19 protein-coding genes are annotated in these 24,032 nt (G+C 39.4%); 16 read left to right on the top strand and 3 right to left on the bottom strand.

Annotated elements, in window-relative coordinates:
- Nucleotides 1-12: 12 nt before the first annotated feature.
- From deoD to T498_RS0108215, 11 genes are all read left to right on the top strand, one after another.
- Nucleotides 13-729 carry a purine-nucleoside phosphorylase gene (gene deoD / locus T498_RS0108265; protein ID WP_028235504.1) on the top strand — a complete coding sequence of 239 codons (717 nt, stop codon included), beginning with the start codon at nucleotides 13-15 and terminating at the stop codon, nucleotides 727-729.
- A 505-nt stretch (nucleotides 730-1,234) separates the two neighbouring features.
- A complete protein-coding gene (locus tag T498_RS0108260) occupies nucleotides 1,235-2,437 on the top strand; it encodes an acetyl-CoA C-acetyltransferase (protein ID WP_028235503.1) in 1,203 nt (400 codons plus the stop codon).
- 235 nt (nucleotides 2,438-2,672) lie between these two features.
- Nucleotides 2,673-3,545: a 3-hydroxyacyl-CoA dehydrogenase family protein gene (locus tag T498_RS0108255; RefSeq protein ID WP_028235502.1), complete on the top strand. Its 873-nt coding sequence runs from the start codon at nucleotides 2,673-2,675 to the stop codon at nucleotides 3,543-3,545.
- A gap of 209 nt (nucleotides 3,546-3,754) precedes the next feature.
- The gene (locus T498_RS0108250) at nucleotides 3,755-4,924 is read left to right on the top strand and encodes an acyl-CoA dehydrogenase (RefSeq protein WP_028235501.1); all 1,170 of its coding nucleotides are present in this window, start codon (nucleotides 3,755-3,757) and stop codon (nucleotides 4,922-4,924) included.
- A 37-nt stretch (nucleotides 4,925-4,961) separates the two neighbouring features.
- Nucleotides 4,962-5,744 carry an electron transfer flavoprotein subunit beta/FixA family protein gene (locus T498_RS0108245; RefSeq protein WP_015548191.1) on the top strand — a complete coding sequence of 261 codons (783 nt, stop codon included), beginning with the start codon at nucleotides 4,962-4,964 and terminating at the stop codon, nucleotides 5,742-5,744.
- Between the two features lie 18 nt (nucleotides 5,745-5,762).
- Nucleotides 5,763-6,809 carry an electron transfer flavoprotein subunit alpha/FixB family protein gene (locus tag T498_RS0108240; RefSeq protein WP_028235500.1) on the top strand — a complete coding sequence of 349 codons (1,047 nt, stop codon included), beginning with the start codon at nucleotides 5,763-5,765 and terminating at the stop codon, nucleotides 6,807-6,809.
- Between the two features lie 235 nt (nucleotides 6,810-7,044).
- On the top strand, nucleotides 7,045-8,409 hold the full coding sequence (locus tag T498_RS0108235) for an MATE family efflux transporter (RefSeq protein ID WP_028235499.1): 1,365 nt from the start codon (nucleotides 7,045-7,047) through the stop codon (nucleotides 8,407-8,409).
- Between the two features lie 42 nt (nucleotides 8,410-8,451).
- Nucleotides 8,452-10,206 carry a glycoside hydrolase family 2 protein gene (locus T498_RS15330; RefSeq protein WP_081779727.1) on the top strand — a complete coding sequence of 585 codons (1,755 nt, stop codon included), beginning with the start codon at nucleotides 8,452-8,454 and terminating at the stop codon, nucleotides 10,204-10,206.
- A 366-nt stretch (nucleotides 10,207-10,572) separates the two neighbouring features.
- Nucleotides 10,573-11,436: an Mrp/NBP35 family ATP-binding protein gene (locus T498_RS0108225; RefSeq protein ID WP_028235498.1), complete on the top strand. Its 864-nt coding sequence runs from the start codon at nucleotides 10,573-10,575 to the stop codon at nucleotides 11,434-11,436.
- A 126-nt stretch (nucleotides 11,437-11,562) separates the two neighbouring features.
- Nucleotides 11,563-12,084: a peptidylprolyl isomerase gene (locus tag T498_RS0108220; RefSeq protein ID WP_028235497.1), complete on the top strand. Its 522-nt coding sequence runs from the start codon at nucleotides 11,563-11,565 to the stop codon at nucleotides 12,082-12,084.
- 280 nt (nucleotides 12,085-12,364) lie between these two features.
- Nucleotides 12,365-12,931, top strand: a complete 567-nt coding sequence (locus T498_RS0108215) for a hypothetical protein (RefSeq protein ID WP_028235496.1) — start codon at nucleotides 12,365-12,367, stop codon at nucleotides 12,929-12,931.
- On the opposite strand, the gene T498_RS0108210 is transcribed toward T498_RS0108215, so the two are convergent.
- Complete coding sequence (locus tag T498_RS0108210; RefSeq protein WP_028235495.1) at nucleotides 12,900-14,168, bottom strand: HlyC/CorC family transporter; 1,269 nt, start codon at nucleotides 14,166-14,168, stop codon at nucleotides 12,900-12,902. The two genes, T498_RS0108215 and T498_RS0108210, sit on opposite strands and share 32 nt — an antisense overlap.
- Before the next feature lie 97 nt (nucleotides 14,169-14,265).
- Between T498_RS0108210 and T498_RS15325 the strand changes: the two genes are divergently transcribed.
- Entirely contained in the window at nucleotides 14,266-15,219 is a 954-nt protein-coding gene (locus T498_RS15325; RefSeq protein WP_036978186.1) for a tetratricopeptide repeat protein, read from the top strand.
- Between the two features lie 312 nt (nucleotides 15,220-15,531).
- Nucleotides 15,532-17,922 (top strand): ribonucleoside triphosphate reductase, encoded by a 2,391-nt coding sequence (locus tag T498_RS0108200; RefSeq protein WP_028235494.1) that lies wholly within the window; start codon nucleotides 15,532-15,534, stop codon nucleotides 17,920-17,922.
- A 169-nt stretch (nucleotides 17,923-18,091) separates the two neighbouring features.
- Here the strand turns inward: T498_RS0108200 and T498_RS0108195 are convergent, their stop codons facing one another.
- Complete coding sequence (locus T498_RS0108195) at nucleotides 18,092-18,286, bottom strand: hypothetical protein (RefSeq protein WP_028235493.1); 195 nt, start codon at nucleotides 18,284-18,286, stop codon at nucleotides 18,092-18,094.
- A gap of 47 nt (nucleotides 18,287-18,333) precedes the next feature.
- Complete coding sequence (locus T498_RS0108190; protein ID WP_036978174.1) at nucleotides 18,334-19,470, bottom strand: IS91 family transposase; 1,137 nt, start codon at nucleotides 19,468-19,470, stop codon at nucleotides 18,334-18,336.
- A 438-nt stretch (nucleotides 19,471-19,908) separates the two neighbouring features.
- Here T498_RS0108190 and T498_RS0108185 point away from each other — a divergent pair, with 438 nt between their 5' ends.
- From T498_RS0108185 to T498_RS15320, 3 genes are read left to right on the top strand one after another with little or no spacing between them, the layout of a single operon-like run.
- Complete coding sequence (locus T498_RS0108185) at nucleotides 19,909-21,126, top strand: ROK family transcriptional regulator (RefSeq protein ID WP_028235491.1); 1,218 nt, start codon at nucleotides 19,909-19,911, stop codon at nucleotides 21,124-21,126.
- Between the two features lie 35 nt (nucleotides 21,127-21,161).
- Nucleotides 21,162-22,697 carry a multiple monosaccharide ABC transporter ATP-binding protein gene (gene mmsA / locus T498_RS0108180; RefSeq protein WP_028235490.1) on the top strand — a complete coding sequence of 512 codons (1,536 nt, stop codon included), beginning with the start codon at nucleotides 21,162-21,164 and terminating at the stop codon, nucleotides 22,695-22,697.
- Between the two features lie 29 nt (nucleotides 22,698-22,726).
- Nucleotides 22,727-23,950, top strand: a complete 1,224-nt coding sequence (locus T498_RS15320; RefSeq protein WP_036978170.1) for a sugar ABC transporter permease — start codon at nucleotides 22,727-22,729, stop codon at nucleotides 23,948-23,950.
- The last annotated feature ends 82 nt before the right edge of the window (nucleotides 23,951-24,032 follow it).

Genomic DNA, 24,032 nt, shown 5'->3' with positions numbered 1-24,032 from the left:
GGAGGAAAAACTATGGCAACACCACATAATGAAGCCAAGAAGGGTGATTTCGCAAAGACAGTCCTTATGCCTGGCGATCCATTACGTGCAAAATTCGTAGCTGAGAATTTTTTGGAGGATGTAAAATGTGTTAATACAGTTCGTAACTGTTTAGGTTTTACAGGCACATACAAGGGAGTTCCAGTTTCAGTTATGGCTAGTGGTATGGGAATGCCTTCAATTGGTATTTACTCATACGAGCTTTATGAGTTCTATGATGTTGAAAACATCATTCGTATTGGTTCAGCTGGAAGCTACACAGATAAATTAAATGTTTTAGACGTAGTTATTTCTGAAAGTGCTTATTCAGACAGCACTTTTGCAAAGTATACAAATGGAGTAGAGGATAAGACTCTTTACCCAAGCAAGAAGATTAATGACATTGCAATTGCAAAGGCTAAGGAGCTTGGCATTGATGCTAAGCTTGCAAAGGTTCATTCTGCAGATCAGTTCTACACAGCACCTGAAATGGGCGGCTGGAAAGCAGTTAAAGAGCGTTGCGGATGTGACTGCGTAGAAATGGAAAGCTTTGCTCTTTTCAACAATGCAAATATGCTTGGCAAGAATGCCACATGTATGCTTACAATTTCTGATTCATTTGTTACTTCAGAGGAGATTCCAGCAGAGGATCGTCAGAAGTCATTTACAGAGATGATGAAGCTTGCTCTTGAGACAGCAATTGTATTGTAATTCCATTAGAGTAAGACCATAAAAAGACTTATAACAGCACTTGGAAATAACCATTTTCCAAGTGCTGTTTCTTTTGTGAAATATATAGAAAAAAGCTTGTTAAGAATTTAACTAGAATTTTCACCGGAATAGACACAATTCGAAAACTGAAAATAGATGCCAAAGTTTCCGTGGAGACGAAAAATCAATGTTTCTTGATAATTATTTAACAAGCGGTATTAGAGAATTGACTAAACCTGATGGGAATATTCTGACAAGTTCGTAGTCAAGCCCTTTTCTGACAAAAATTTTATTTGAAATCACTGACTAGATATGGTACCATTTTCACATCGGCGGCGTAGTGAGGTTTATTTTTTTTACCAAGGTTCGTTAAAAAATTAACAGTTTGAGAGATGCATTTTTATATACATTGCACAAACGGTTAGTAGATATCGTTTCTTGTTAAAATAATCTGACTAAATAACGCCAAAACAAAAAAGTATTTCTTAAAAGGAGAAAGAAAAACATGGGAAAAAAAGTAGTTATTGCTAGCGCATGTAGAACAGCCATTGGTACAATGGGCGGATCACTTAGCAACACTCCAGCAGCAGACTTAGGTGCTATCGTAATCAAGGAAGCAGTTAAGAGAGCTGGAATCAAGCCAGAGGACGTAGAGCACGTATATATGGGATGCGTTATCCAGGCTGGTTTAGGACAGAACGTTGCTCGTCAGGCAGCTATCAAGGCTGGTCTTCCAAACGAGACAACAGCAGTTACAACAAACGTTGTTTGTGGTTCTGGTCTTAACTGTGTTAACCAGGCAGCACAGATGATTATCGCAGGTGATGCTGATGTAGTAGTAGCAGGTGGTATGGAGAATATGTCACTTGCACCATTCGCACTTCCAAATGGACGTTTTGGTTACAGAATGACTTGGCCATCAAACAGCCAGGGTGCTTTAGTAGATACAATGGTTAAGGATGCTCTTTGGGATGCATACAATGACTACCACATGATCAAGACAGCTGATAACATCGCTGAGCAGTGGAAGCTTACAAGAGAAGAGCTTGATGAGTTCGCAGTTAACTCACAGAACAAAGCTTGTGCAGCTATCGAATCTGGTGCATTCAAGGACGAGATCGTTCCTGTTGAAATCAAGAAGAAGAAGGAAACAGTTCTTTTCGATACAGATGAAGGCCCAAGACCTGGTACAACAATGGAAGGTCTTGCTAAGCTTAAGGCTTTATATCCAAACGGAGTTGTTACAGCTGGTAATGCTTCAGGTATCAACGATGGTGCTGCAGCACTCGTAGTTATGTCTGAGGAGAAGGCTAAGGAACTTGGTGTTAAGCCACTCGTTACATTCGTAGCTGGTGCTCTTGGCGGATGTGCTCCAGAAATCATGGGTATCGGTCCTGTTCCAGCAACAAAGAAGGCTCTTGCTAAGGCTGGTCTTACAATTGATGATCTTGATGTATATGAGGCTAACGAGGCATTTGCAGCACAGTCTGTAGCAGTTGGTAAGGAGCTTGGCTTCGACCTTAACAAGCTCAATCCAAACGGTGGTGCTATCGCTCTTGGACATCCAGTAGGAGCTTCAGGTGCTCGTATCCTTGTAACACTTATTTACGATATGATTCACAACCCAGAGTACAAGAAGGGTCTTGCTACTCTTTGCATCGGTGGCGGTATGGGTTGCGCTACAATTATCGAGAAGTACGAAGGCTAATCGTTATCGTTAAGACGATAAGCATCCATTTAGAATATTTAATTATTCGATACACTTTAAAATTTAAGCGAGAGGCAGTAAATGTAGGTTCAAATAGCCTGTAATTCTCAAGCTCTTATATTTCTCAAGCGAAGCATTCCACGCTGAGCGGAGAAATATTAGGCTTGTGAATGTAACAGGCGAGAGAAAGACTTAATTAACTGGCTCGGACTAAAAATATTAGGAGGAACTAAAAATGAAGGTAGGCGTAATTGGCGCAGGTACAATGGGCCAGGGCATTGCTAAGGCATTTGCTATGGTTGATGGTTATGAAGTAGCTCTTTGCGATATTAAGCAGGAGTGGGCTGAAGGCGGAAAGGACAAGATTGCTAAGGGTTATGCAAGACTTGTTGAAAAAGGAAAGATGGAGCAGGCAGCAGTAGATGCTATCCTCGCTAAGATCACTCCAGGTCTCAAGGAAGACCTTTGCAAGGATTGTGACCTTATCGTTGAGGCTGCTTTCGAGAACATGGAAGTTAAGAAGACAACATTCAAGGAGCTTGACGAGATCGCTAAGCCTGAGTGCATCTTCGCTTCAAACACATCTTCACTTTCAATCACAGAGATTGGAAATGGTCTTAACCGTCCAATGATCGGTATGCACTTCTTCAACCCTGCTGATAGAATGAAGCTTGTTGAGGTTATCGCTGGTGTTAACACTCCACAGGAGACAGTTGATAGAATCGTTGAGATTTCTAAGGAAATCAACAAGACTCCAGTACAGGTTAACGAGGCTGCTGGTTTCGTAGTAAACCGTATCCTTATCCCAATGATCAACGAAGCTGCATTCATCAAGATGGAAGGTGTTTCTGATATCGCTGGTATCGATGCTGCTATGAAGCTTGGTGCTAACCACCCAATGGGACCACTTGAGCTCGGCGATTTCATCGGTCTTGATATCTGCCTTGCTATCATGGACGTTCTTTACAACGAGACAGGTGACAGCAAGTATCGTGCTTGCCCACTTCTTCGTAAGATGGTTCGTGGTGGTAACCTTGGTTGCAAGTCTGGTAAGGGATTCTACGTATACAACGCAGATCGTACAAAGACAGCAGTAGATGCAATGTAATTCGTTACGTAACCAAGCCAGATAAGGCTAAAGTCAGTTTATATTAATCCATTGCTCATAGAGTCTTAATAGTCTGTAAGCAACAAGCTCTAATAATTCTTACGCGAGACATGTTGTCGAGCGGAGAATTCATTAGGCTTGTAGCTGTAACAGACGGGAGAAAAACTATAGTGCAATGGATTGCGAATAAAATTAAGGAGATTCAGATCATGGATTTTACATTAGATAAGAAGCATGAGATGGCTAGACAGTTATTCAGAGAGTTCGCTTTGAATGAAGTTAAGCCAATGGCTCAGGAAATTGATGAGACAGAGCAGTTCCCACGTGAAAACGTTGAGAAGATGATGAAGTACGGTTTCATGGGTATTCCAATTCCAAAGGAGTACGGCGGACAGGGATGTGATATTCTTACATACATCATGTGCGTAGAGGAACTTTCAAAGGTTTGCGGTACAACAGGTGTTATCGTTTCAGCGCATACATCACTTTGCTGCGATCCTATTCTTACATACGGTACAGAAGAGCAGAAGCAGAAGTTCTTAGTTCCACTTGCAAGTGGTAAGAAGCTTGGTGCTTTCGCACTTACAGAGCCAGGTGCTGGTACAGATGCACAGGGCGCTCAGTGTAGAGCTGAGGAAGATGGAGATTCTTGGGTACTTAACGGTTCTAAGTGCTTCATCACAAACGGTAAGGAAGCTGATATCTACATCATCTTCGCTGTAACAGACATCGTTGAGGATGCTAGAGGACGTAAGTCTAAGAAGTTCTCAGCTTTCATCGTTGAGAAAGATACACCAGGATTTACATTTGGTACAAAGGAGAAGAAGATGGGTATCCGTGCTTCTTCTACATACGAGCTTATCTTCCAGGATTGCCGTATTCCAAAGGAGAACATCCTTGGACCTAGAGGAAAGGGCTTTGGTATCGCTATGCACACACTTGATGGTGGACGTATTGGTATCGCTGCTCAGGCTCTTGGTATTGGCGAGGGCTCAATCGATGCAACAATCGATTTCGTAAAGGAAAGAAAGCAGTTTGGTCGTCCAATCGCTGCATTCCAGAACACAGCATTCCAGCTTGCTGATATGAAGGCTCGTATGGATGCTGCTAAGTACCTTGTTTACAAGGCTGCTTGCACAAAGGATCAGTACATGGAAGATCACAAGACAAGCTACTCTATTGAGGCAGCTGAGGCTAAGCTTTTCGCAGCTGAGGCAGCTATGGCTGTTACTACAAAGGCTGTACAGCTTCACGGTGGTTATGGTTACACAAGAGAGTACGATGTTGAGCGTATGATGCGTGATGCTAAGATCACAGAAATCTACGAAGGTACATCTGAGGTTCAGAGACTCGTTATCTCTGGCGCTATGCTTAAATAGTTAGTTTATTATCGTGTGAAAAAAGGAGATTAAATACATGAATATCGTAGTATGTATTAAACAGGTTCCTGACACAAAGGGCGGCGTAAAGTTCAACCCAGATGGAACTCTTGATAGAGCATCAATGCTCGCAATTATGAACCCAGATGATAAGGCAGGTCTTGAGGCTGCTCTTAGAATCAAGGATGAGACAGGTGCAAAGGTTACAGTTCTTACAATGGGACTTCCAAAGGCTGATGATATGCTCCGTGAAGCACTTGCTATGGGTGCTGATGAGGCAGTTCTTGTTACAGATAGACGCCTTGGTGGTGCTGATACATGGGCTACATCTTCAACAGTTGCAGCTGCAGTAAAGAAGCTTGATTACGATCTTATTATCACAGGTCGTCAGGCTATCGATGGTGATACAGCTCAGGTTGGTCCACAGATTGCTGAGCATCTTGCACTTCCAGTTATCTCTTATGCTGAGGATATCAAGGTAGAGGGTAACAGCGTTATCGTTAAGCGTCAGTATGAGGACAGATATCATGAAGTAAAGGCTCAGATGCCTTGCCTTATTACTGCACTTTCAGAGTTAAATGAGCCACGTTACATGACTCCAGGCGGCATCTTTGATGCATATGACAAGGAAGTAACAGTTTGGGGCCGTGATGACCTCACAGATCTTGATGATGCTAACATCGGTCTTGCTGGTTCTCCAACAAAGATCGCAAAGGCTTCTGATAAGGTTCGTAAGGGAGCAGGCGAGAAGGTTGCTCTTGATCCTAAGGAATCAGTAGAATATATCGTTGGCAAGCTTAAAGAAAAGCATGTAATTTAATAAGAGGAGGCAAACATAATGTCATTAGAAGAATACAAGGGCGTAGCAATATTCGCTCAGCAGGTTGATAATAAACTTAGCTCAATTGCCTTCGAACTTATCGGCAAGGCACATGAGCTTGCAGAAAAATTAGGAACAGACGTAACAGCAGTAGTACTTGGTCACGATATCTCAGCTCTTGCTGATAAGCTTGGCGAGTACGGCGCTGATAAGGTAGTTCTTATCGACAATAAGGAACTTGAGACATATCGTACAGAGCCATATGCTCAGGCTCTTACAGCTTATATTAATGAGTACAAGCCAGAAATCATGCTCGTTGGTGCAACAGCTATCGGTCGTGATCTTGGCCCTACAGTTTCAGCTAGAGTTCAGACAGGTCTTACAGCTGACTGTACATCACTTGAGATTGGTGATTTCCCACTTCAGGCTAGAGAAGGTCAGGAACAGAAGCACAATCAGCTTCTTATGACTCGTCCAGCATTCGGTGGTAACACAATCGCTACAATCGCATGCCCAGACAACCGTCCACAGATGGCTACAGTTCGTCCAGGTGTTATGCAGAAGCTTGAGAAGCAGCCAGGCCGCAAGGCAGAAGTTATCAACTTCAACCCTGAGCTTACAGTAAACAACAGATTCGTAGAAATCCTTAACATCGTAAAGAACGTATCTACAACAGCAGATATCATGGATGCTAAGATTCTTGTTTCTGGTGGTCGTGGTGTTGGTTCTGCAGAGAACTTCAAGATGCTTGAGGATCTTGCAGAGGTTCTTGGTGGTACAGTATCATGCTCACGTGCAGTTGTAGATTCAGGCTGGAAGCCAAAGGATCTTCAGGTAGGTCAGACAGGTAAGACTGTTCGTCCTAACGTATATTTCGCAATCGGTATCTCTGGTGCTATCCAGCATACAGCAGGTATGGAAGAGTCTGATATCATCATCGCTATCAACAAGGATGAGACAGCTCCTATCTTTGATGTAGCTGATTACGGTATCGTTGGAGATCTTAACAAGATCGTTCCAGCTCTTACAGAGGCTATCAAGGCTGAGCTTGCAGCTCAGAATTAAATTTCACGATTTATCGAGTTTACGAAGAAAAATCGTGAAATTCGACAATCCCTTCACCGAAGGTGAACTTTAAATGGGATTGTCTCCTTAAAAATGAGGCAATATCTATTCATTTATGACTAGATTTTTCCTATAATTTCTTTCTTTAATTTTTTAAAGGGCGAGTCCAAATGGGCTCGCCCTTAGTTTTTAACAATCTTTTGTGTATATATAAATAAAGTGATACAATCAGAATATGAATAAATCAAAGAAACTCGATATGACCCATGGTCCACTCTTGGGTAAACTCATATTTTTTACAGTTCCGATAATCTTATCGGGGGTTTTACAGCTACTATTCAATGCAGCTGATGTTATTGTTGTGGGAAGATTTGCTGGTGAAGCTTCTCTGGCGGCAGTCGGTTCCACATCAGCCCTTATCAATCTCATGACTAACTTATTCATAGGTATGTCTGTAGGTGCCAATGTATGTGCGGCGCAGTTTTATGGCGCAGGTCAATTCAAAGATGTTAAGCGAACAGTCCACACAAGCACTGCATTTTCCCTTATTTGTGGTGTACTGCTAATATTTATAGGATTATTCCTTGCAAGGCCTATTTTGGAGATTATGGGCTCTCCTGAGGACGTTATTGACTTGGCAGCACTCTATGTAAGGCTATATTTTTTAGCAATGCCTGCAATTATGTTATACAATTTTCTGGCATCTATTCTAAGAGCAGCAGGAGATACTACACATCCCCTTGCATTTTTGACAGTTGCAGGAATAGTTAACGTTATTCTGAATCTTATTTTGGTAATTATATTTAAGATGGGAGTTGCAGGAGTTGCGATAGCAACTGTTACATCTAATTATATATCTTGCGCTATGCTTGTTGCCTTTTTCATGAAGCAGGAAGAGGCGCTGAAGCTTGAATTAAATAAAGTAGGTATCGATAAGAAAATATTAAATCGTATTATAAGAATTGGATTGCCTGCTGGAATACAGGGCACTGTATTCTCATTATCAAATGTAGTAATCCAGTCAGCAATTAACTCCTTTGGAACAGCGGTAATCGCTGGTTCATCGGCTGCAGCTAGTATAGAGGGCTTTGTATATGTATCTATGAATTCTGTCTCACAGACATGTGTTACATTTGTAGGCCAGAATTTTGGAGCTGGTGACGAAAAGAGAGTTAGAAAAGTAGTATTCGAATGCCTTGGCATAGTAACTGTTTTAGGTGTAGTTCTAGGAAATTTGGCATACATTTTCGCAGAACCGCTTCTTGGAATCTATACCGATAGTAAAGCTGCTATTGTGGCTGGAACACTGCGTCTTTTCTGGGTTTGTTGCCCATATTTCCTTTGTGGAATCATGGATACACTAACAGGAGGATTGCGTGGTCTTGGACGTTCTACAGTTCCTATGATAGTGTCTCTTTTAGGAGCCTGTGTCACACGATTAATTTGGATAGCAACCTATTTTCAGTTCCATAAAACAGAAGGTGTTTTGTTTTTCTCTTACCCAGGCAGTTGGCTGTTGACACTTTCAGTACATAGCATATGCCTTGTGGTTGTTTATAGAGACTGGGTGCGTCGTAAAGCGTCTGAAGTAAGAATTTAAATCAGGATATAATGAAAAAAATAGCTTGATTGGAGGACATATATGTATTGGAAGGAAATGATTGGGGCTCTTGCAAAACCAAATAAAAATGCAGCGACTTACGATATTTCCACAGACTACAAATATGAGGGCTTGCAGGAATATCCAAGGCCACAGCTTCAACGTAATTCATATATAAATTTAAATGGGAAATGGGACTATAGAATCATAGATGAAAAGGGGCATGCATCGTCTATTGGGAAAATAGAAGTACCGTTTTCGCCTGAGACAAAGCTATCTGGTGTGGGCTGTAGTCCTATCAAGCCTGAAGATACATTAGAATATACAAAGGTTTTTTGTCTGACTAAGCTAAAGAAAAGCAAGCGCCTTATTCTTCATTTTGGAGCAGTTGATCAAGTGGCTCATGTTTCTATGAATGGGGTAAATATAGGTATGCATGAGGGTGGATACACTGCATTCTCATTTGATATAACAGACTACGTTGTAGAGGGAAATAACGAGCTAAAAGTAAAGGTTAGAGACTACACAGATGAAGTCGGTTATGCCAGAGGAAAACAAACTATAGAGCCTAGCGGCATGTGGTACACAGCACAAAGTGGCATCTGGCAGACAGTGTGGATGGAATGGGTTCCGGAAGCATATGTTACTGATATGAGGATAACACCTGATATAGATGCTGATAAGGTTGATATCATTTTAAAAGTATCTGAAGTAAAGGGAAAAGTAGATGTTATTTCATCTAATCAGGATTTAATAAAAGAGTTTAAGGTCGATAAAATCCTTGAAGATAAGATATATATTAGTGTTTATCTTAACCAGTATAAGCTGTGGACTCCAGATAGTCCAATTCTCTATTTTTTAAATATTAGTTATGGGAAAGATAATTTTTCCACGTATTTTGCCATGAGGCATTTTGGTGTTGGCAAGGATGAAAATGGTATTCCTAGACTCACTTTAAATCACAAGCCATATTTTATGAATGGGGTGTTGGATCAGGGATATTATCCAGAAAGCTTAATGACACCGCCATCTGATGCTGCAATGATAAATGACATTGAGACAATCAAGGGCTTGGGCTTTAATATGATAAGAAAGCATTGCAAGCTGGAGCCTATGAGGTGGTATTTTCACTGTGACAGAATCGGTATGATTGTATGGCAGGATATTGTTAATGGCGGCACAAAGTACAATATGAACATGATTTGCCACATCCCAACAGTTGTTAGGCCATTTGGAAATACAAAGGATAAGAACCGATTATTTCTTCAGTTTACGGGACGTAATACTGCACGTTCCAAAGAGGTATGGTTCAAGGAATGTGAGGAGATTATAAAGCAGCTTAAAAACGTTCCCAGCATTGGTCAGTGGTGCTTGTTTAACGAGGGATGGGGCCAATTTGATGCAAAATCGTGCCTTGAGTTTGCAAAAAAGATAGATGATACCAGACCTTATGATTCAGCTTCAGGATGGTTTCATGAAGGCTGTGGGGATGTATACTCAGAGCATAAATACTTTGAAGAGCTTAAGGTAAAGCCAGGGGAGCGTCCATATGTAATATCTGAATATGGTGGTTTTTCTCTTAAGGTTGGTAACCATGTGAAAAGAGAGGCCATGTATGGATATAAGCGATACAATCAACCTAAGGATTTGCAAGATGCATATGATGCCTTAATGGAAAAGATTAGTTCTCTTGAGGCAGAAGGGTTAAGTGGAGCTGTATTCACACAGGCTACTGATATAGAAGATGAGTTAAATGGACTTCTTACCTATGATAGGAAAGTTCAAAAGATATATTAAGAGTGAATTGTGGAAATATTCCGAGTTATTTACATATGTGGATAACTTTTGGGGAAAACTTAAGTTGTTGATATTCGAATCACTAATATAAAAAATGCCGATAACTCCAGTAAATACGCGGTTTGTTTACTGGAGTTATTTTTTATCAACATATAATCTATGTGGAAAAAAGAAGTTATCCTCAACTATAAAAATATCATTGTGGAAATTGTGGATAAGTAGCGATGCAGGTTGAATCGTATAACAACAAGCGTAAAAATCCTATATTTATAGGCTTTTTTCAATATGATTCATAATTAGACGGTACAAACAGAGGATTTATGATATAATAATTCCCGGTATTATTTGTAAAATAGGAGGTTTAAAATGGCAGAAAACGAATCATGTGCTTCAGCAAGCTCATGTAGTAGAGGTTCTTGCGAAGGATGTCCATCACATGCTTCAGCACAAAATGGCACAAGAAACACATCATTTATTGAAGAACCAAATAAGAATTCAAATATAAAACATGTAATAGGAATCGTTTCAGGTAAGGGTGGTGTTGGTAAGTCACTTGTTACATCATCACTTGCTGGCGTTATGGCTAGAGCTGGTTATTCAGTAGGTATTTTAGATGCTGATATTACTGGTCCATCAATTCCAAAGATGTTTGGTGTACATGGTCCAGCTGCAGCAAATGCAGAAGGCGTTATGCTTCCAGAGGTTGCAGAGGATGGAACAAAGATTATGTCTGTTAATCTTATTCTTGATGATGAAGAGCAGCCTGTTATCTGGAGAGGTCCTGTTGTTGCAGGTGTTGTAAAGCAATTCTGGACAGATGTACAGTGGGGGGATATTGATTATTTATTTGTTGATATGCCACCTGGAACAGGAGATGTTCCACTTACATGCTTTCAGTCACTTCCAGTGGATGGAATTGTAATCGTAACAAGTCCACAGGAGCTTGTACAGATGATAGTTAAAAAGGCATACAATATGGCAGATATGATGCATATACCAGTACTTGGCCTTGTGGAAAACTATTCATACATTGCTTGCCCTGATTGTGGAAAGAAGATCGAAATCTTTGGCGAGAGCCACATAGACGAAGTTGCAGGTGAGCTAAATGTACCAGTTATCGGAAAGCTCCCAATGGATCGCAAATTTGCTACAGCAGCCGATGGCGGTCGTATCTTTGACGTAGAAAACGAGTACCTCGTTAGTGCGAAAGAGATATTAGAGAAATTATAAATTTAGATGAGCCTGTAGCTATCAATCTCTGAGTGTTGCTCAAGGAGAGCTTTCTCCAGCTCGACGGAGCAATATCTCAGGATTGAGAGTGTAACAGGCGGATTAAAGTATTAAAGGAGAATTAAAATGGCACAGAATCCAATAGTTACAATCGAAATGGAGAATGGCGATATCATGAAAGCTGAGCTTTATCCTGAAATCGCTCCAAACACAGTAAACAACTTTATCAGCCTTATTAACCACAATTTCTACGATGGAGTAATCTTCCACAGAGTAATCAATGGCTTTATGCTTCAGGGTGGAGATCCAGATGGAACAGGAATGGGCGGCCCTGGTTATTCAATCGATGGTGAGTTTTCTAGCAATGGCTTCAAGAATGATTTAAAGCATGAGCCAGGCGTGTTATCTATGGCTCGTACAATGATGCCTAACTCAGCTGGAAGTCAGTTCTTTATTATGCACAAGACTAGCCCACATCTTGATGGTGATTATGCTGCATTCGGTAAAGTTATCGAGGGTATGGATGTTGTAAACAAGATTGCTGAGACAGAGACAGATTGGTCTGATCGTCCAGTAACAGAGCAGAAGATGAAGAAAGTTACAGTTGAGACTTTCGGTGTTGAGTATCCAGAACCTCAGACACACTAATTACTATTCTTGATATTTTTTAATTATCATGCTATTATAACGACACGTTTTTTCGTGTCGTTATTTTATTTTTTACTATTTCCCAATATTTATGGAACTTAATACACTTATTTATTGCTTTGCTTTGTGGATTGTTGCAGAGCTTATTTCGTTGTGCATATCTATTTTTAGATGGTTTAAAGAGGCTCGCTTATTTTATCTGAGAAAGCTTTATTTACAGCGAATTAATTACTTTTTACGTAAGGGCAGCCCTTTAGACAAGCTGTTGAGAGATGTATATATGAGCTTTCTTGGAAGTAAAAAGCATAAGGCTTTGCAGCGGATTGTGTTCAAAGGCATGATTTATGGTGATTTATCAAGAGGTTTTGAATACATAGAAAGTAAGATAGGCTGCTATCCAATTTATATATCACATGAAGCTATAATAAAGAAATTTGATAGGAATGTAATAATAGAGCAGCTTAATAGCGCTGTGGATAACTGGGGAAATGCACTTAAAGAGGTGAAGGGGATTATTATTCGAAACAGATTCATTGTATTTTTTGAGAAGATAATATTCTGTGGACTTAACCTTGCGTTATATAATGAACTGAAAAGTGAAATAAGTCTGGTTATATTTATTGTTGTTAATACAATAAGTGTAATATGGTTCATTCTTCAGCAACATGAATTAGCTCGTGTAAATGAATTTGGATGTGACGGAAATCTTGCATGGCAAAAACAGACAAAAAAATTAACCCATGCACCAGCATTTAGATGCAAGCAGCTATATCAAATCGCTGGGGCAATGGGTCTAATTATAAATATTGCTTTATTTACTGCTCAATATCTTGAGCAGGTAGTTTGATTCTAAGCTTTGTGATACGCTTTTTATCCACGGAAAGCACTCGGATTATGGCGCCGTTTTCAGATACATAAGTCTCACCTGCATTAGGAAAATGATCGAAAGCACCTACTATGTAACCGCCAATGGTGTCATAATCTTCACTGGTAAAGCCAAGAGGAATAATATCACACAAATCTTCAAGATTCATTGAGCCTAAGACCTGATATTCTCTTGGACTTAGTTTGATTATAGGATCTTCTTCGTCCTCGTCATATTCATCTCGAATTTCACCAACGATTTCTTCAAGCAGATCTTCCATAGTGATCATACCGGCTAAATCGCCATATTCATCTAAAACAATAGAAACAGTAGCAGATTCCTCGCGCATTTCATCAAAAAGATCTGAAACGTTTTTCATTTCGTATGTAAAATACACTTCGCGGATATAATTGTTAATGTTGAAATCATCCCCTGGATTAAGTCCCAGGAAATCCTTCATGTTGACAATTCCAATAACACTTTCTGTATCAGGAGTGCATACAGGAATTCTTGTATACATATCTTCCTTGAAGACTGTTATCAAATCCTGATAAGAAATATCAGCATCTACCATGGTCATATCAATACGTGGAATCATTACTTCCTTCGCACAGGCATCTGAAAAATCAAATACTTTGTGAATCATTGTGCGTTCGTCACCTTCAATTTCACCATTTTTATGACTAACATCAACCATGGTTCTGATTTCTTCTTCAGTGATAGAATCGTCTTTAAAATCTGGATCAATTCCAAACAGCCTGATGATAAGACCTGATAGGAAGTTGATGATTGTAATCGCTGGAGTAAGAATCCACATCAAGCCGCCAATCACAGGTGCGAAGACAAAACTTAGGCTTGTAGAGTAGGTAGTGGCTAAAGATTTAGGAGTAATCTCACCAAAAATCAATATTAATAATGTAAGAATACCTGTCGCAATACCTGCCCCAACACTTCCAAAAATGTCTATTGCAAGTGTTGTTGCTAGTGATGATGCTGATAGGTTAACGATATTGTTTCCTATTAATATTGCAGAAAGCATTTTCTTAGGACGTGAGATAACCTTTAGTACACCGGCAGCTTTTTTGTTGCCATCATCCTCCATTGTTTTTAGTTTGATTTTGTTGACTGTGGTAAGAGCTGTCTCTGCTGATGAGAAGAAAGCTGAAAGAATCAACAGTAATATAAGAACTATAAATCTAATTAACAGGTGTGTGTCCAAATTGTTAGTCTCCTTTATTATTTGAGTCACATTATAACACAATATAACTCAATATTTAATCTACACAAAGGTTTCTTACTTTGATAAAATAATTTCTATGAGAAAACGATTAATCACATTACTGTTAACTTTATGTATAGCATCCAGTTTAGCTGGTTGTGGTAAATATAATGAAAAAGAAGTAGCCTTACGTGACGAAGGTGTGGCTGCGATGGAAGCAGGAGATTATGAAGGGGCTATTGATTTATTTAATCAGGCTCTAGGCAAATCCATTGGTAAAGTTACTGACTTGGAGATAGATATCAATTACTACAAGGCGGCAGCACAATATTCAGCAGGTCTTTTTGACGATGCTGTTAAGACATACACCTATTTAATTCGATACGATGAGGATAATTACGAGGCCTATTTCTTGCGTGGTAGTATTTATGCCGGCGAGGGAGAAATTGGTGAAGCTATCACTGATTACGATGCAGCCGTTGCCGTAGATAAAAAGAACTACCTATTATATATACAGATTTATGAGAATCTTAATTCCCTAGGTTACACTGATCAGGGGCTTGTATATCTGAATAATGCCTTAGATATTTCAGACAAGAGTGCTAATGGCACATATTATAAAGGAAGAATCTACTACATGCTTGGCAAGACTTCAGAGGCCAAAACAAATCTTCAAAAAGCAGTGGATAAAGATATTGTAGAAGCAAAGTTATATCTTGCAAAGCTTTATCAGGATGAGGGAGATTATGATTCAGCTAAAGCATTGCTAGAGGAATATGCTAAATCTGACGATGTTACTAGCGGTGCACTTGCTACTCTTGGTGACATTGAGATGGCAAATGGCAATTATGAAAATGCTCTAGGGTATTATCAAGCAGGGTTGAGTCTTGATTCAATAGACAATATGGCTGAACTTATGAAGGGACAGGTTGCAGCACTTGAAAAGCTGGATAGGTACTCAGAAGCGAAGGATTTCTTGACACAATATGTTGAGGATTATCCAAATGATGAGGCTGCGGCAAAGGAACTTATCTTCCTGCAAACCAGATAAATACTGAATTTAACAATAAATGGACACACTAAATATAGTGTGTCCATTTTCTGCGGAAACACAAAATATTGTATAGGTTGAAGCGTAAATCTACCTAGAAAATATTCAAATAACAAATATAAATTTAGGTAATAATGACGAAAAACACTATATATAGTTTTTGTTCATTGAATAATACCCTACATTTTGATAACATATAATCAAGTCGAAAGTACCTTAGATGAACAAAATGTCGCGACAACAAAAAGGTGAAGGGGAGTCCTTTTTTGACACAATTTGAGGATACTAGAGAAAGGAAATTGGTGAGAAAAATTGTTTGATGTTGTAAAAAGAGATGGAGAAATCGCTGAATTTAATTTAGGTAAAATTAATGATGCCATTGCTAAGGCTTTTGAAGCTACAAAGAAAGAATACAATGACGATATTATCGGCTTATTGTCACTTAGAGTATCAGCAGATTTCCAGACAAAGATTAAAGATGGAAAGATTTCAGTTGAAGATATTCAGGATTCAGTTGAAAACGTTTTAGAGCAGACTGGCTATACAGATGTTGCAAAAGCATACATTTTATATAGAAAACAGCGTGAAAAGATGCGTAACATGAAGTCTACAGTTCTTGATTACAAGAATGTTGTAGATAGCTATGTTAAGGTAGAAGACTGGCGTGTAAAGGAAAATTCTACTGTTACATATTCTGTAGGTGGACTTATCCTTTCAAACTCTGGCGCAATCACAGCTAATTACTGGCTTTCAGAGATTTATGATGAGGAGATTGCACAGGCACACCGTAATGCAGATATCCACATTCATGATCTTTCAATGCTTACAGGATACTGTGCAGGTTGGTCGCTTAAGCAGCTTATCCAAGAGGGCTTAGGTGGAATTACAGGAAAGATTACATCAGCTCCTGCAAAGCATTTATCAGTTCTTTGCAATCAGATGGTAAACTTCCTTGGTATCATGCAGAATGAATGGGCAGGCGCTCAGGCTTTCTCTTCATTTGATACATATCTTGCACCATTTGTTAAGGCTGATCATCTTTCATACGAAGAAGTTAAAAAGTGCCTTGAGGCATTTATATATGGTGTTAACACACCTTCACGTTGGGGTACACAGGCTCCATTCTCAAATATTACTTTGGATTGGACTGTACCAAACGACCTTGCAGAACTTCCAGCTATCGTAGGTGGCAAGGAGCAGGACTTCAAATACAAGGACTGCAAGAAGGAAATGGATATGGTTAACAAGGCATTCCTTGAGATAATGATTGAGGGTGATGCCAACGGACGTGGATTCCAGTATCCAATCCCTACATATTCTATTACAAGTGATTTTGATTGGTCTGACACAGAAAACAACAGATTATTATTCGAAATGACAGCTAAGTATGGTACACCATATTTCAGCAACTATATCAATTCAGATATGGAGCCAAGCGATGTACGTTCTATGTGCTGCCGTCTTCGTCTTGATCTTCGCGAGCTTCGCAAGAAGTCAGGTGGATTCTTTGGCTCAGGTGAGAGCACTGGTTCAGTAGGTGTTGTAACTATCAACCTTCCACGTATTGCTTACCAGGCTGTTGACGAGGCAGATTTCTATGCACGTCTTGATAAGCTTATGGACATCAGTGCACGTTCACTTAAGATTAAACGTGGTGTTATCACAAAGCTTCTTGATGAAGGCTTATATCCTTATACAAAGAGATACCTTGGAACATTCAATAACCACTTCTCAACAATCGGTCTTATCGGTATGAATGAAGTAGGTCTTAATGCAAATTGGCTTCGCGCAGATATGACTAGCAAGAAGACACAGCAGTTTGCAAAGGATGTATTGAATCATATGCGTGAGCGTCTCTCTGATTATCAGGAGATGTATGGTGATCTTTACAACCTTGAGGCTACACCAGCAGAGTCTACAACATACCGTTTTGCAAAGCATGACCGTGAGCAGTTCCCTGATATCATCACAGCTGGTAAGGAAGGTGACACACCATTCTACACTAACAGCTCACACATGCCTGTAGAATACACATCAGATATCTTTGATGCACTTGATGTTCAGGATGAATTACAGACACTCTATACATCAGGTACTGTATTCCATGCATTCATTGGTGAGAAGCTTCCTACTTGGGAATCTGCAGCAAATCTTGTTCGTAAGATCGCTGAAAACTACAAGCTTCCATATTACACATTGTCTCCTACATATTCTGTATGTAAGGAACATGGTTATATTGCAGGTGAGCATTACACATGTCCACACTGTGGCAAGACAGCAGAAGTTTATAGCCGTATCACTGGCTACTATCGTCCAGTTCAGAACTGGAACGAGGGCAAGACTCAGGAGTTCAAGAATCGTAAGCTTTACGATATTGCTGGTTCTGTTTGCCGCCGTGCAGGAGAAAAGCATGTGGCTGAAGCAGCAAAGAAAGAGCAGCCACAGATTAATCTTCAGGTAGTCTCTGAGGAACCTACAACAGGTGTTAAGTATCTATTCACAACAAAGACATGTCCAAACTGTGCTAGAGCAAAGGAAATTCTTGAGGATGAGGACTACATCCTTATCGATGCTGAAGAGCAGGTAGATATGACAAAGAAATATGGAGTTATGCAGGCTCCTACATTAGTTGTTGTTGATGGTGATGATGTTAAGCGTTATGCTAACGCAAGCAACATTCAGAAATATGTTGATGAGAACTAAATAGTTAATCAAAAGTGCTTCGGGTAATCCGAGGCACTTTTTTTTTTAGCCAGCTGCTGGAGTTTTGCAAAGCGAAACTCTTTTTTACTTTATAGGAAATTTCTCCTTCGGAGAAATCTTGAACTAAAAAGGCCCGCGCGGAGGCGGGCATGAAAACAAGAAGTATTACTTAGAAGATATAAAAACCTTCTGCACCTACTTCATCTTCTGAATCAAAATCATCATCTTCAAGGAAATAGTGCATATCTAATAAATCATCATCGCTCATAGCTTTGATGTCAGATGCCGTCATTCCTTCAGGTGGATTTTGGATATATTTAGTTCTTATTTCATCTACAGGATTGTTGTTACTAATAAGAATCACCTCCAAGCTTTTTAATGATTTTAACACTTGGAGAAAGATATAGGAACCTATCCAGCTTTAGCCCAAGCTCTTTCGTAGAGTTCCTGTAGAGTGTATGAATGATGAGCATACTTGATTTCAAGTATAGTCATTGTTTCCTTACAGCAAGGACATTGAATTGGGTCATAACCAAATGTTGCAGCAATGGAGTTGCGCCATTTAGTTTTATTCAAAAGAAAACGATGTTTTTCTTTAGGTATGGCTTTTAAGATGTTATGATCCTGTTCCCTATTGCGGGCATAGATGCCATAGTATCGGATTTGTTTGAAGTGCTTTTCTGGTATGTGTTGAGCAAGGAGTTTCATGAAATCAATGACAGGAAGTTTTACTACCATTAATTTATCATCCTCATGACGATTATAGTGATAGGTAACAATGCCATTTTTATAGCTGTCTATTCGTTTTGTAGAGATAACAGGTCTGCCAAGATATCTGCCAATGTATTTGGCAATCTGTTTTGGATTACATTGATTTGGTTTTGCATAGACATAAAAGCCATTAGCACAGTGTTTGTAGATATATGCTTTTGTTTTCTTGAATGAAGGACCGATTTTTCCTTCCATTTCATTCAAGAGAGCGGTTCGAAAAGCATTTCTTAGATATGTATAGTTAAAGTGCTTTTTGGGGCGCCATACAGTGTTATTGCCAACACCACCTTCAGTTACTAAGCAGTGAATATGAGGGTTCCACTGAAGACTTCTTCCAAAAGTATGTAATACGCAAATCATACCAGGAGTAAAGCATTCAGATTTGTTATCTTTATGAAACATTTCTAAAACTACAGAACGAACAGAAGAGAAAAGACAGTTTAGCAAATCTCTGTCATCAAGAAAGAATTGTCTAAGTTCTTCGGGGATAGTGAAAACGCAATGGCGATGAGTGGTTCTGACAAGTTTAAAAGACATGGCAGTAGTTCGTTTAGCGGAGTACTGGGTTCCGCAGGTGGGACAGAATCTACTGTGACATCTGAAAGGGACAAATTTAAGAGTGCCACATTTTGTACATCCGTACATGGCACCACCAAAAGAAGGATTACCACACTCAATCATCTTGTTTACATTATCAATGACAGCCTGGCGTGGATGTGTGGTCATCATAAATTCTTCGTAATTATCTAGGAATATTTCTTGAAGAATGTTACCCATAAGATAATTATAGAAGACTAGAACTAAGAGATAAACCCCACCCCTCATGATTGAGGGGCAGGGGAGTTGAGTAGGCGTAGCCTATTTTTTATTATCTAAAAAATGCATATTTACGTTTTAGCTGAATTGTGCAATATGCTATTTCTGATGATTGAGATTTGATTATTTTGATTGAAATAATCATAGAGTAACCATATAAATGAATGAATTTGAGCGATTTTTGGGGCGAGAAATGACTATTTGATTGATTATTTATGCTGAAAAACGCTGAAAATTCAGTCATTGTAGAGATTTTATAAAAAATGCACACCCTATTTTTATATGTTTCACAAAAATTGTGAAATAGTACTAAATCCTATTGACCCTAGAGACAATTAGCATTATTGTGTTAACAGTGTTAAGTGATTAACACTTGAAAGCAATTACGAGGTGACTTTAATGAAAAAAGTAACAGAGGTTGCTGGAAACAATACTACTGATTTAACAGAGATGAATCGTTCAGCAATAGTTCGAATACTTCAGCAAAAGGAAATTTGCAGTAGAGCTGAGATTGCTAAGATGATGGGACTTACTCAAGCATCTATCACAAAGCTTGTAGGCTATCTAATAGATATGGGTATTGTTTCGGAGGTTGGTATTGTAAAAGGGAGTGGAAATAGACGTTCAATAGGAATACGACTTAATGCAGAAAAAAATCTTGTTATAGGGGTTAAGTTTGCAAGACATGTTTTTGCAATAGGCGTGTTTGATATATCTGGAAAGCTTTACACACAAAGCGAGACAGAATTTGGTCTTGACGAGAATGCGGGTAAGGTACTTAGCCAGATGAAAGACCAGATTCAAAAGCTTTTAGATGAGTATTCCAATGTTGTTGCTATAGGCTTAGCACTTCCGGGGCCGTATCTTAGAAAAGAAGGCCGAATTGCGATGGTAACAAGAATGCCAAGCTGGCATAACATCAACTTCATTGATGAATTAAAGAATGAATTTGATAAACCAGTGTTTATTGAGCAGGATGCCAATGCAGGAGCACTTGCAGAATGGTGGTTCGGTAATCATGGCAGACCATTATCATCACTTACATATTTCCTTGTAGGCGAAGGCGTTGGTTCAGGAGTTGTTGATCACGACAGCTTGCTTATGGGAAATCAGGGAATTGCCAGTGAGGTTGGTCATATCAGCATTGATTACAATGGATTGCCTTGTGAATGTGGTAATAAAGGGTGCTTAGAGCTTTATTGTTCCACAATGGCATTTCTGAAAAGAGCCGGTGAGGAATTACCAGAACTTTTCAATGAAAAATACAAAAACAGAGTTGAGGCTTGTGACCGTGTTTTTGAAGCGGCCAGAGAAGGTAATGAAAAAGCTAAAAAGCTAGTTGAAGAAATAGCATTCTATATAGGGCTGGGTTGTGTAACATTAATCAACGCATATGATCCAGAAATAATAGTAATAGGAGATAGTATTTCGAAGGGAGATGAGCTGATACTTCCAACAGTCAAAAAGATTGTTGAAGAGCGAACAATACCAGAGATACATAACAGGGTCAAAATTGAGATATCAACATTAAGTATTGATCCTACATTATATGGGGCAGCGGCAATTGCCACTGATAGAGTTCTTAGGAAACCAAGTGAATATTTAGTTTCAAACTAAAGCACAGGTATATATATAAGGGAGGTAATACAAATATGGAGAATAATTCTTTTATCCTACAGATGCAAGGGATTACAAAAGAATTTCCAGGTGTTAAGGCACTAGATGATGTCAACCTCTCAGTGAAGGAAGGCACTATACATGCTATATGCGGTGAGAATGGTGCAGGTAAATCTACACTGATGAAGGTTTTGTCTGGAGTATATCCTTACGGCACTTATGATGGAAAAATCATCTACAAGGGCGCTGAGATGAAGTTCAAAAACATCAAGGAGTCAGAAAGTGCTGGAATCGCAATTATCCACCAGGAGTTGACAATGATTCCTGAATTATCCATTACAGAGAACATCTTTATGGGTAACGAGATTGCAAACAGAGGATTAATTGATTGGGGTGAAGAAAAAAGAAGAACCTATGAAATACTTCAGAAGGTTGGTCTTTCAATTAACCCAGACATCCTTATAAAGCATCTTGGTGTTGGACAACAGCAGCTTGTTGAAATTGCTAAGGCACTTTCAAAGAATGTTAAGCTTCTTATTCTTGATGAGCCAACATCAGCTTTAAATGAGGCAGATTCAGAGAATCTTCTTAACCTTATGGTTGAGCTTAAGAACAAGGGAATCACATGTATCATGATTTCTCATAAGCTTAACGAAATCGCAGCTGTTTCTGATGCTGTTACGGTTATCAGAGATGGACACACAGTTGAGAGCTATGATGTAGAAGCTGGAAAGGTTGATGAGGACAAAATCATCAAAGCCATGGTTGGTCGTTCAATCGAAAACCGTTATCCAGAACATCAGCCAAAGATTGGTGACGTAATATTTGAGGTATCAAATTGGAACGTTGAAGATCCTGATGTTGAAGGCAGAATGCTTTGCAAGAATGCAAGCTTCAATGTAAGAGCTGGAGAAATCGTTGGATTCGCAGGTCTTATGGGTGCCGGAAGAACAGAGCTTATGCGTTCAATCTTCGGTAGAAACTATGGAATCTACAGAAGTGGTCAGATAAAGATTAAGGGCCGCGAGGTAAAGCTTACATCCGTTGAAGCGGCTATTAAAAACGGTATTGCATATGTTCCTGAGGATAGAAAGAATTTAGGATTAAATCTTTTAGATTCCATTAGAACAACAGTTGTATCCGCAGATCTAGATAAGATTACAAAAAATGGTCTTTTAGATTTGAATGATGAAAAGAGAGCAGCTGAAGAATACAGAAAATCATTAAAGATTAAGACAGCAAATATCGAAGCTGGTGTTACTACTCTTTCAGGTGGTAATCAGCAGAAGGTTGTTTTATCAAAATGGATGTTCACAGAACCTGATATTCTGATTCTTGACGAGCCTACTCGAGGAATTGACGTAGGTGCAAAATATGAGATTTACAAACTCATTCATCAGTTAGCTGATGATGGAAAAGCTGTAATTTTAGTATCATCTGAATTACCAGAGCTTTTAGGTATGGCTGATAGAATTTATACAATTTTTGAAGGTACTATCACTGGTGAGCTCGCAGCAAGCGAAGCAAATCAGGAAGGCTTGATGAAGAAGATGACAATCACTTCAAACTAATACGTGGATATGAAAGGATGGAATAAATTATGAAATACATTAAACAGGTATTGGGCGGAGACCTTCGTCAATACACTATGGTTGTTGCGTTAGCTGCGCTGATTATTATATTCAATATCATTTCTGGTGGAAGAATGCTTACATCATCAAACTTCCAGAACTTGCTTTCAGGTAACGCATACGTACTTGTATTAGCTCTCGGAATGTTAATGGTAATTGTTATTGGTCAGATCGACTTGTCAGTTGGTTCTGTAGCCGGTTTCTCAGGAATGGTTATGGCACTGGTTGCTAAGAACTACAATGTTCCATGGTGGGTAGCAGTTCTTATCGCAATCGCAATTGGTATCTTAGCTGGTGCATGGCATGGATTTTTCTTGGCACAGCTTGGTATCCCAGGATTCATCACAACACTTGGTGGTATGATGATCTTCAGAGGTGGTGTTATTTGGATTTCACATTCAATTTCAGTTCCTGCACCAGAGCAGCTTAAGTGGTTTGGTTCTGGATACTTACCAGAATGGGGCCCAGCATTCACAGGAATGAACAACTCAACTCTTTTACTTGGTATTATCGGTATTGTTTGTTACGTAGTAGCACAGCTTAAGAAATACAAGCATTCAGACAATGGCTCAGGCTCAAAAGATCCATTCTGGGCAGTAGTTGTTAGAATCGCTCTTATGACAGTTTTAATTGGATATTTCACATGGTTATTTGGTTCAGGACGTGTAGGCACATCCTTCCCAGTACCAGGACTTATCTTACTTTTACTTACAATCATCTATCACATCATTACACAGCGTACAAAGTTTGGACGTCACGTATATGCAGTAGGTGGTAACAAAGCAGCAGCAGCTCTTTCAGGTGTAAATGTTAAAATGACATATTTCCTTACAATGGTAAACATGTCATTACTTGCAGCAATCGCAGGTATCCTTTTCGTAGGTCGTTCAACAGCAGCAGGTCCTGCTGATGGTACATCTTGGGAAATGGACGCAATCGCATCAGTATTCATTGGTGGTGCTGCAGTATCAGGTGGTGTTGGAACAATTCTTGCAACTATCGTCGGTGGTCTTGTAATGGCTGTTCTTAACAACGGACTTATGCTTATGGGTGTAGGTGCTGATAAGACACAGGTTATCAAAGGATTTGTACTTCTTGCAGCAGTTGCATTTGATGTATACAACAAGAAGAGCGGAAAGAGCTCAATCATTGGCAGATTATTTGGGGGTAAAGAAGCAAAATCTGCAAACTAATTTTTAGAAGGCATGGCCGCAGTGCGCTGCGCCTTATATAAAAAAGTTAAAAAGCACGTAAGTGCAAAAACAAGGAGGAAGG

This window comes from Pseudobutyrivibrio sp. MD2005, from assembly GCF_000621865.1.
Lineage (GTDB): Bacteria > Bacillota > Clostridia > Lachnospirales > Lachnospiraceae > Pseudobutyrivibrio.
Note: the sequence above shows the minus strand (reverse complement) of the source record. Positions and strands in the feature narration are given on the sequence as shown.

What these genes read in the sequence shown, in the direction of transcription:
- deoD (WP_028235504.1), top strand. Translation starts at nt 13, where the DNA reads ATGGCAACACCACATAATGAAGCCAAGAAGGGTGATTTCGCAAAGACA.
- T498_RS0108260 (WP_028235503.1), top strand. Translation starts at nt 1,235, where the DNA reads ATGGGAAAAAAAGTAGTTATTGCTAGCGCATGTAGAACAGCCATTGGT.
- T498_RS0108255 (WP_028235502.1), top strand. Translation starts at nt 2,673, where the DNA reads ATGAAGGTAGGCGTAATTGGCGCAGGTACAATGGGCCAGGGCATTGCT.
- T498_RS0108250 (WP_028235501.1), top strand. Translation starts at nt 3,755, where the DNA reads ATGGATTTTACATTAGATAAGAAGCATGAGATGGCTAGACAGTTATTC.
- T498_RS0108245 (WP_015548191.1), top strand. Translation starts at nt 4,962, where the DNA reads ATGAATATCGTAGTATGTATTAAACAGGTTCCTGACACAAAGGGCGGC.
- T498_RS0108240 (WP_028235500.1), top strand. Translation starts at nt 5,763, where the DNA reads ATGTCATTAGAAGAATACAAGGGCGTAGCAATATTCGCTCAGCAGGTT.
- T498_RS0108235 (WP_028235499.1), top strand. Translation starts at nt 7,045, where the DNA reads ATGAATAAATCAAAGAAACTCGATATGACCCATGGTCCACTCTTGGGT.
- T498_RS15330 (WP_081779727.1), top strand. Translation starts at nt 8,452, where the DNA reads ATGTATTGGAAGGAAATGATTGGGGCTCTTGCAAAACCAAATAAAAAT.
- T498_RS0108225 (WP_028235498.1), top strand. Translation starts at nt 10,573, where the DNA reads ATGGCAGAAAACGAATCATGTGCTTCAGCAAGCTCATGTAGTAGAGGT.
- T498_RS0108220 (WP_028235497.1), top strand. Translation starts at nt 11,563, where the DNA reads ATGGCACAGAATCCAATAGTTACAATCGAAATGGAGAATGGCGATATC.
- T498_RS0108215 (WP_028235496.1), top strand. Translation starts at nt 12,365, where the DNA reads ATGAGCTTTCTTGGAAGTAAAAAGCATAAGGCTTTGCAGCGGATTGTG.
- T498_RS15325 (WP_036978186.1), top strand. Translation starts at nt 14,266, where the DNA reads ATGAGAAAACGATTAATCACATTACTGTTAACTTTATGTATAGCATCC.
- T498_RS0108190 (WP_036978174.1), bottom strand. Translation starts at nt 19,470, where the DNA reads ATGGGTAACATTCTTCAAGAAATATTCCTAGATAATTACGAAGAATTT.
- T498_RS0108185 (WP_028235491.1), top strand. Translation starts at nt 19,909, where the DNA reads ATGAAAAAAGTAACAGAGGTTGCTGGAAACAATACTACTGATTTAACA.
- mmsA (WP_028235490.1), top strand. Translation starts at nt 21,162, where the DNA reads ATGGAGAATAATTCTTTTATCCTACAGATGCAAGGGATTACAAAAGAA.
- T498_RS15320 (WP_036978170.1), top strand. Translation starts at nt 22,727, where the DNA reads ATGAAATACATTAAACAGGTATTGGGCGGAGACCTTCGTCAATACACT.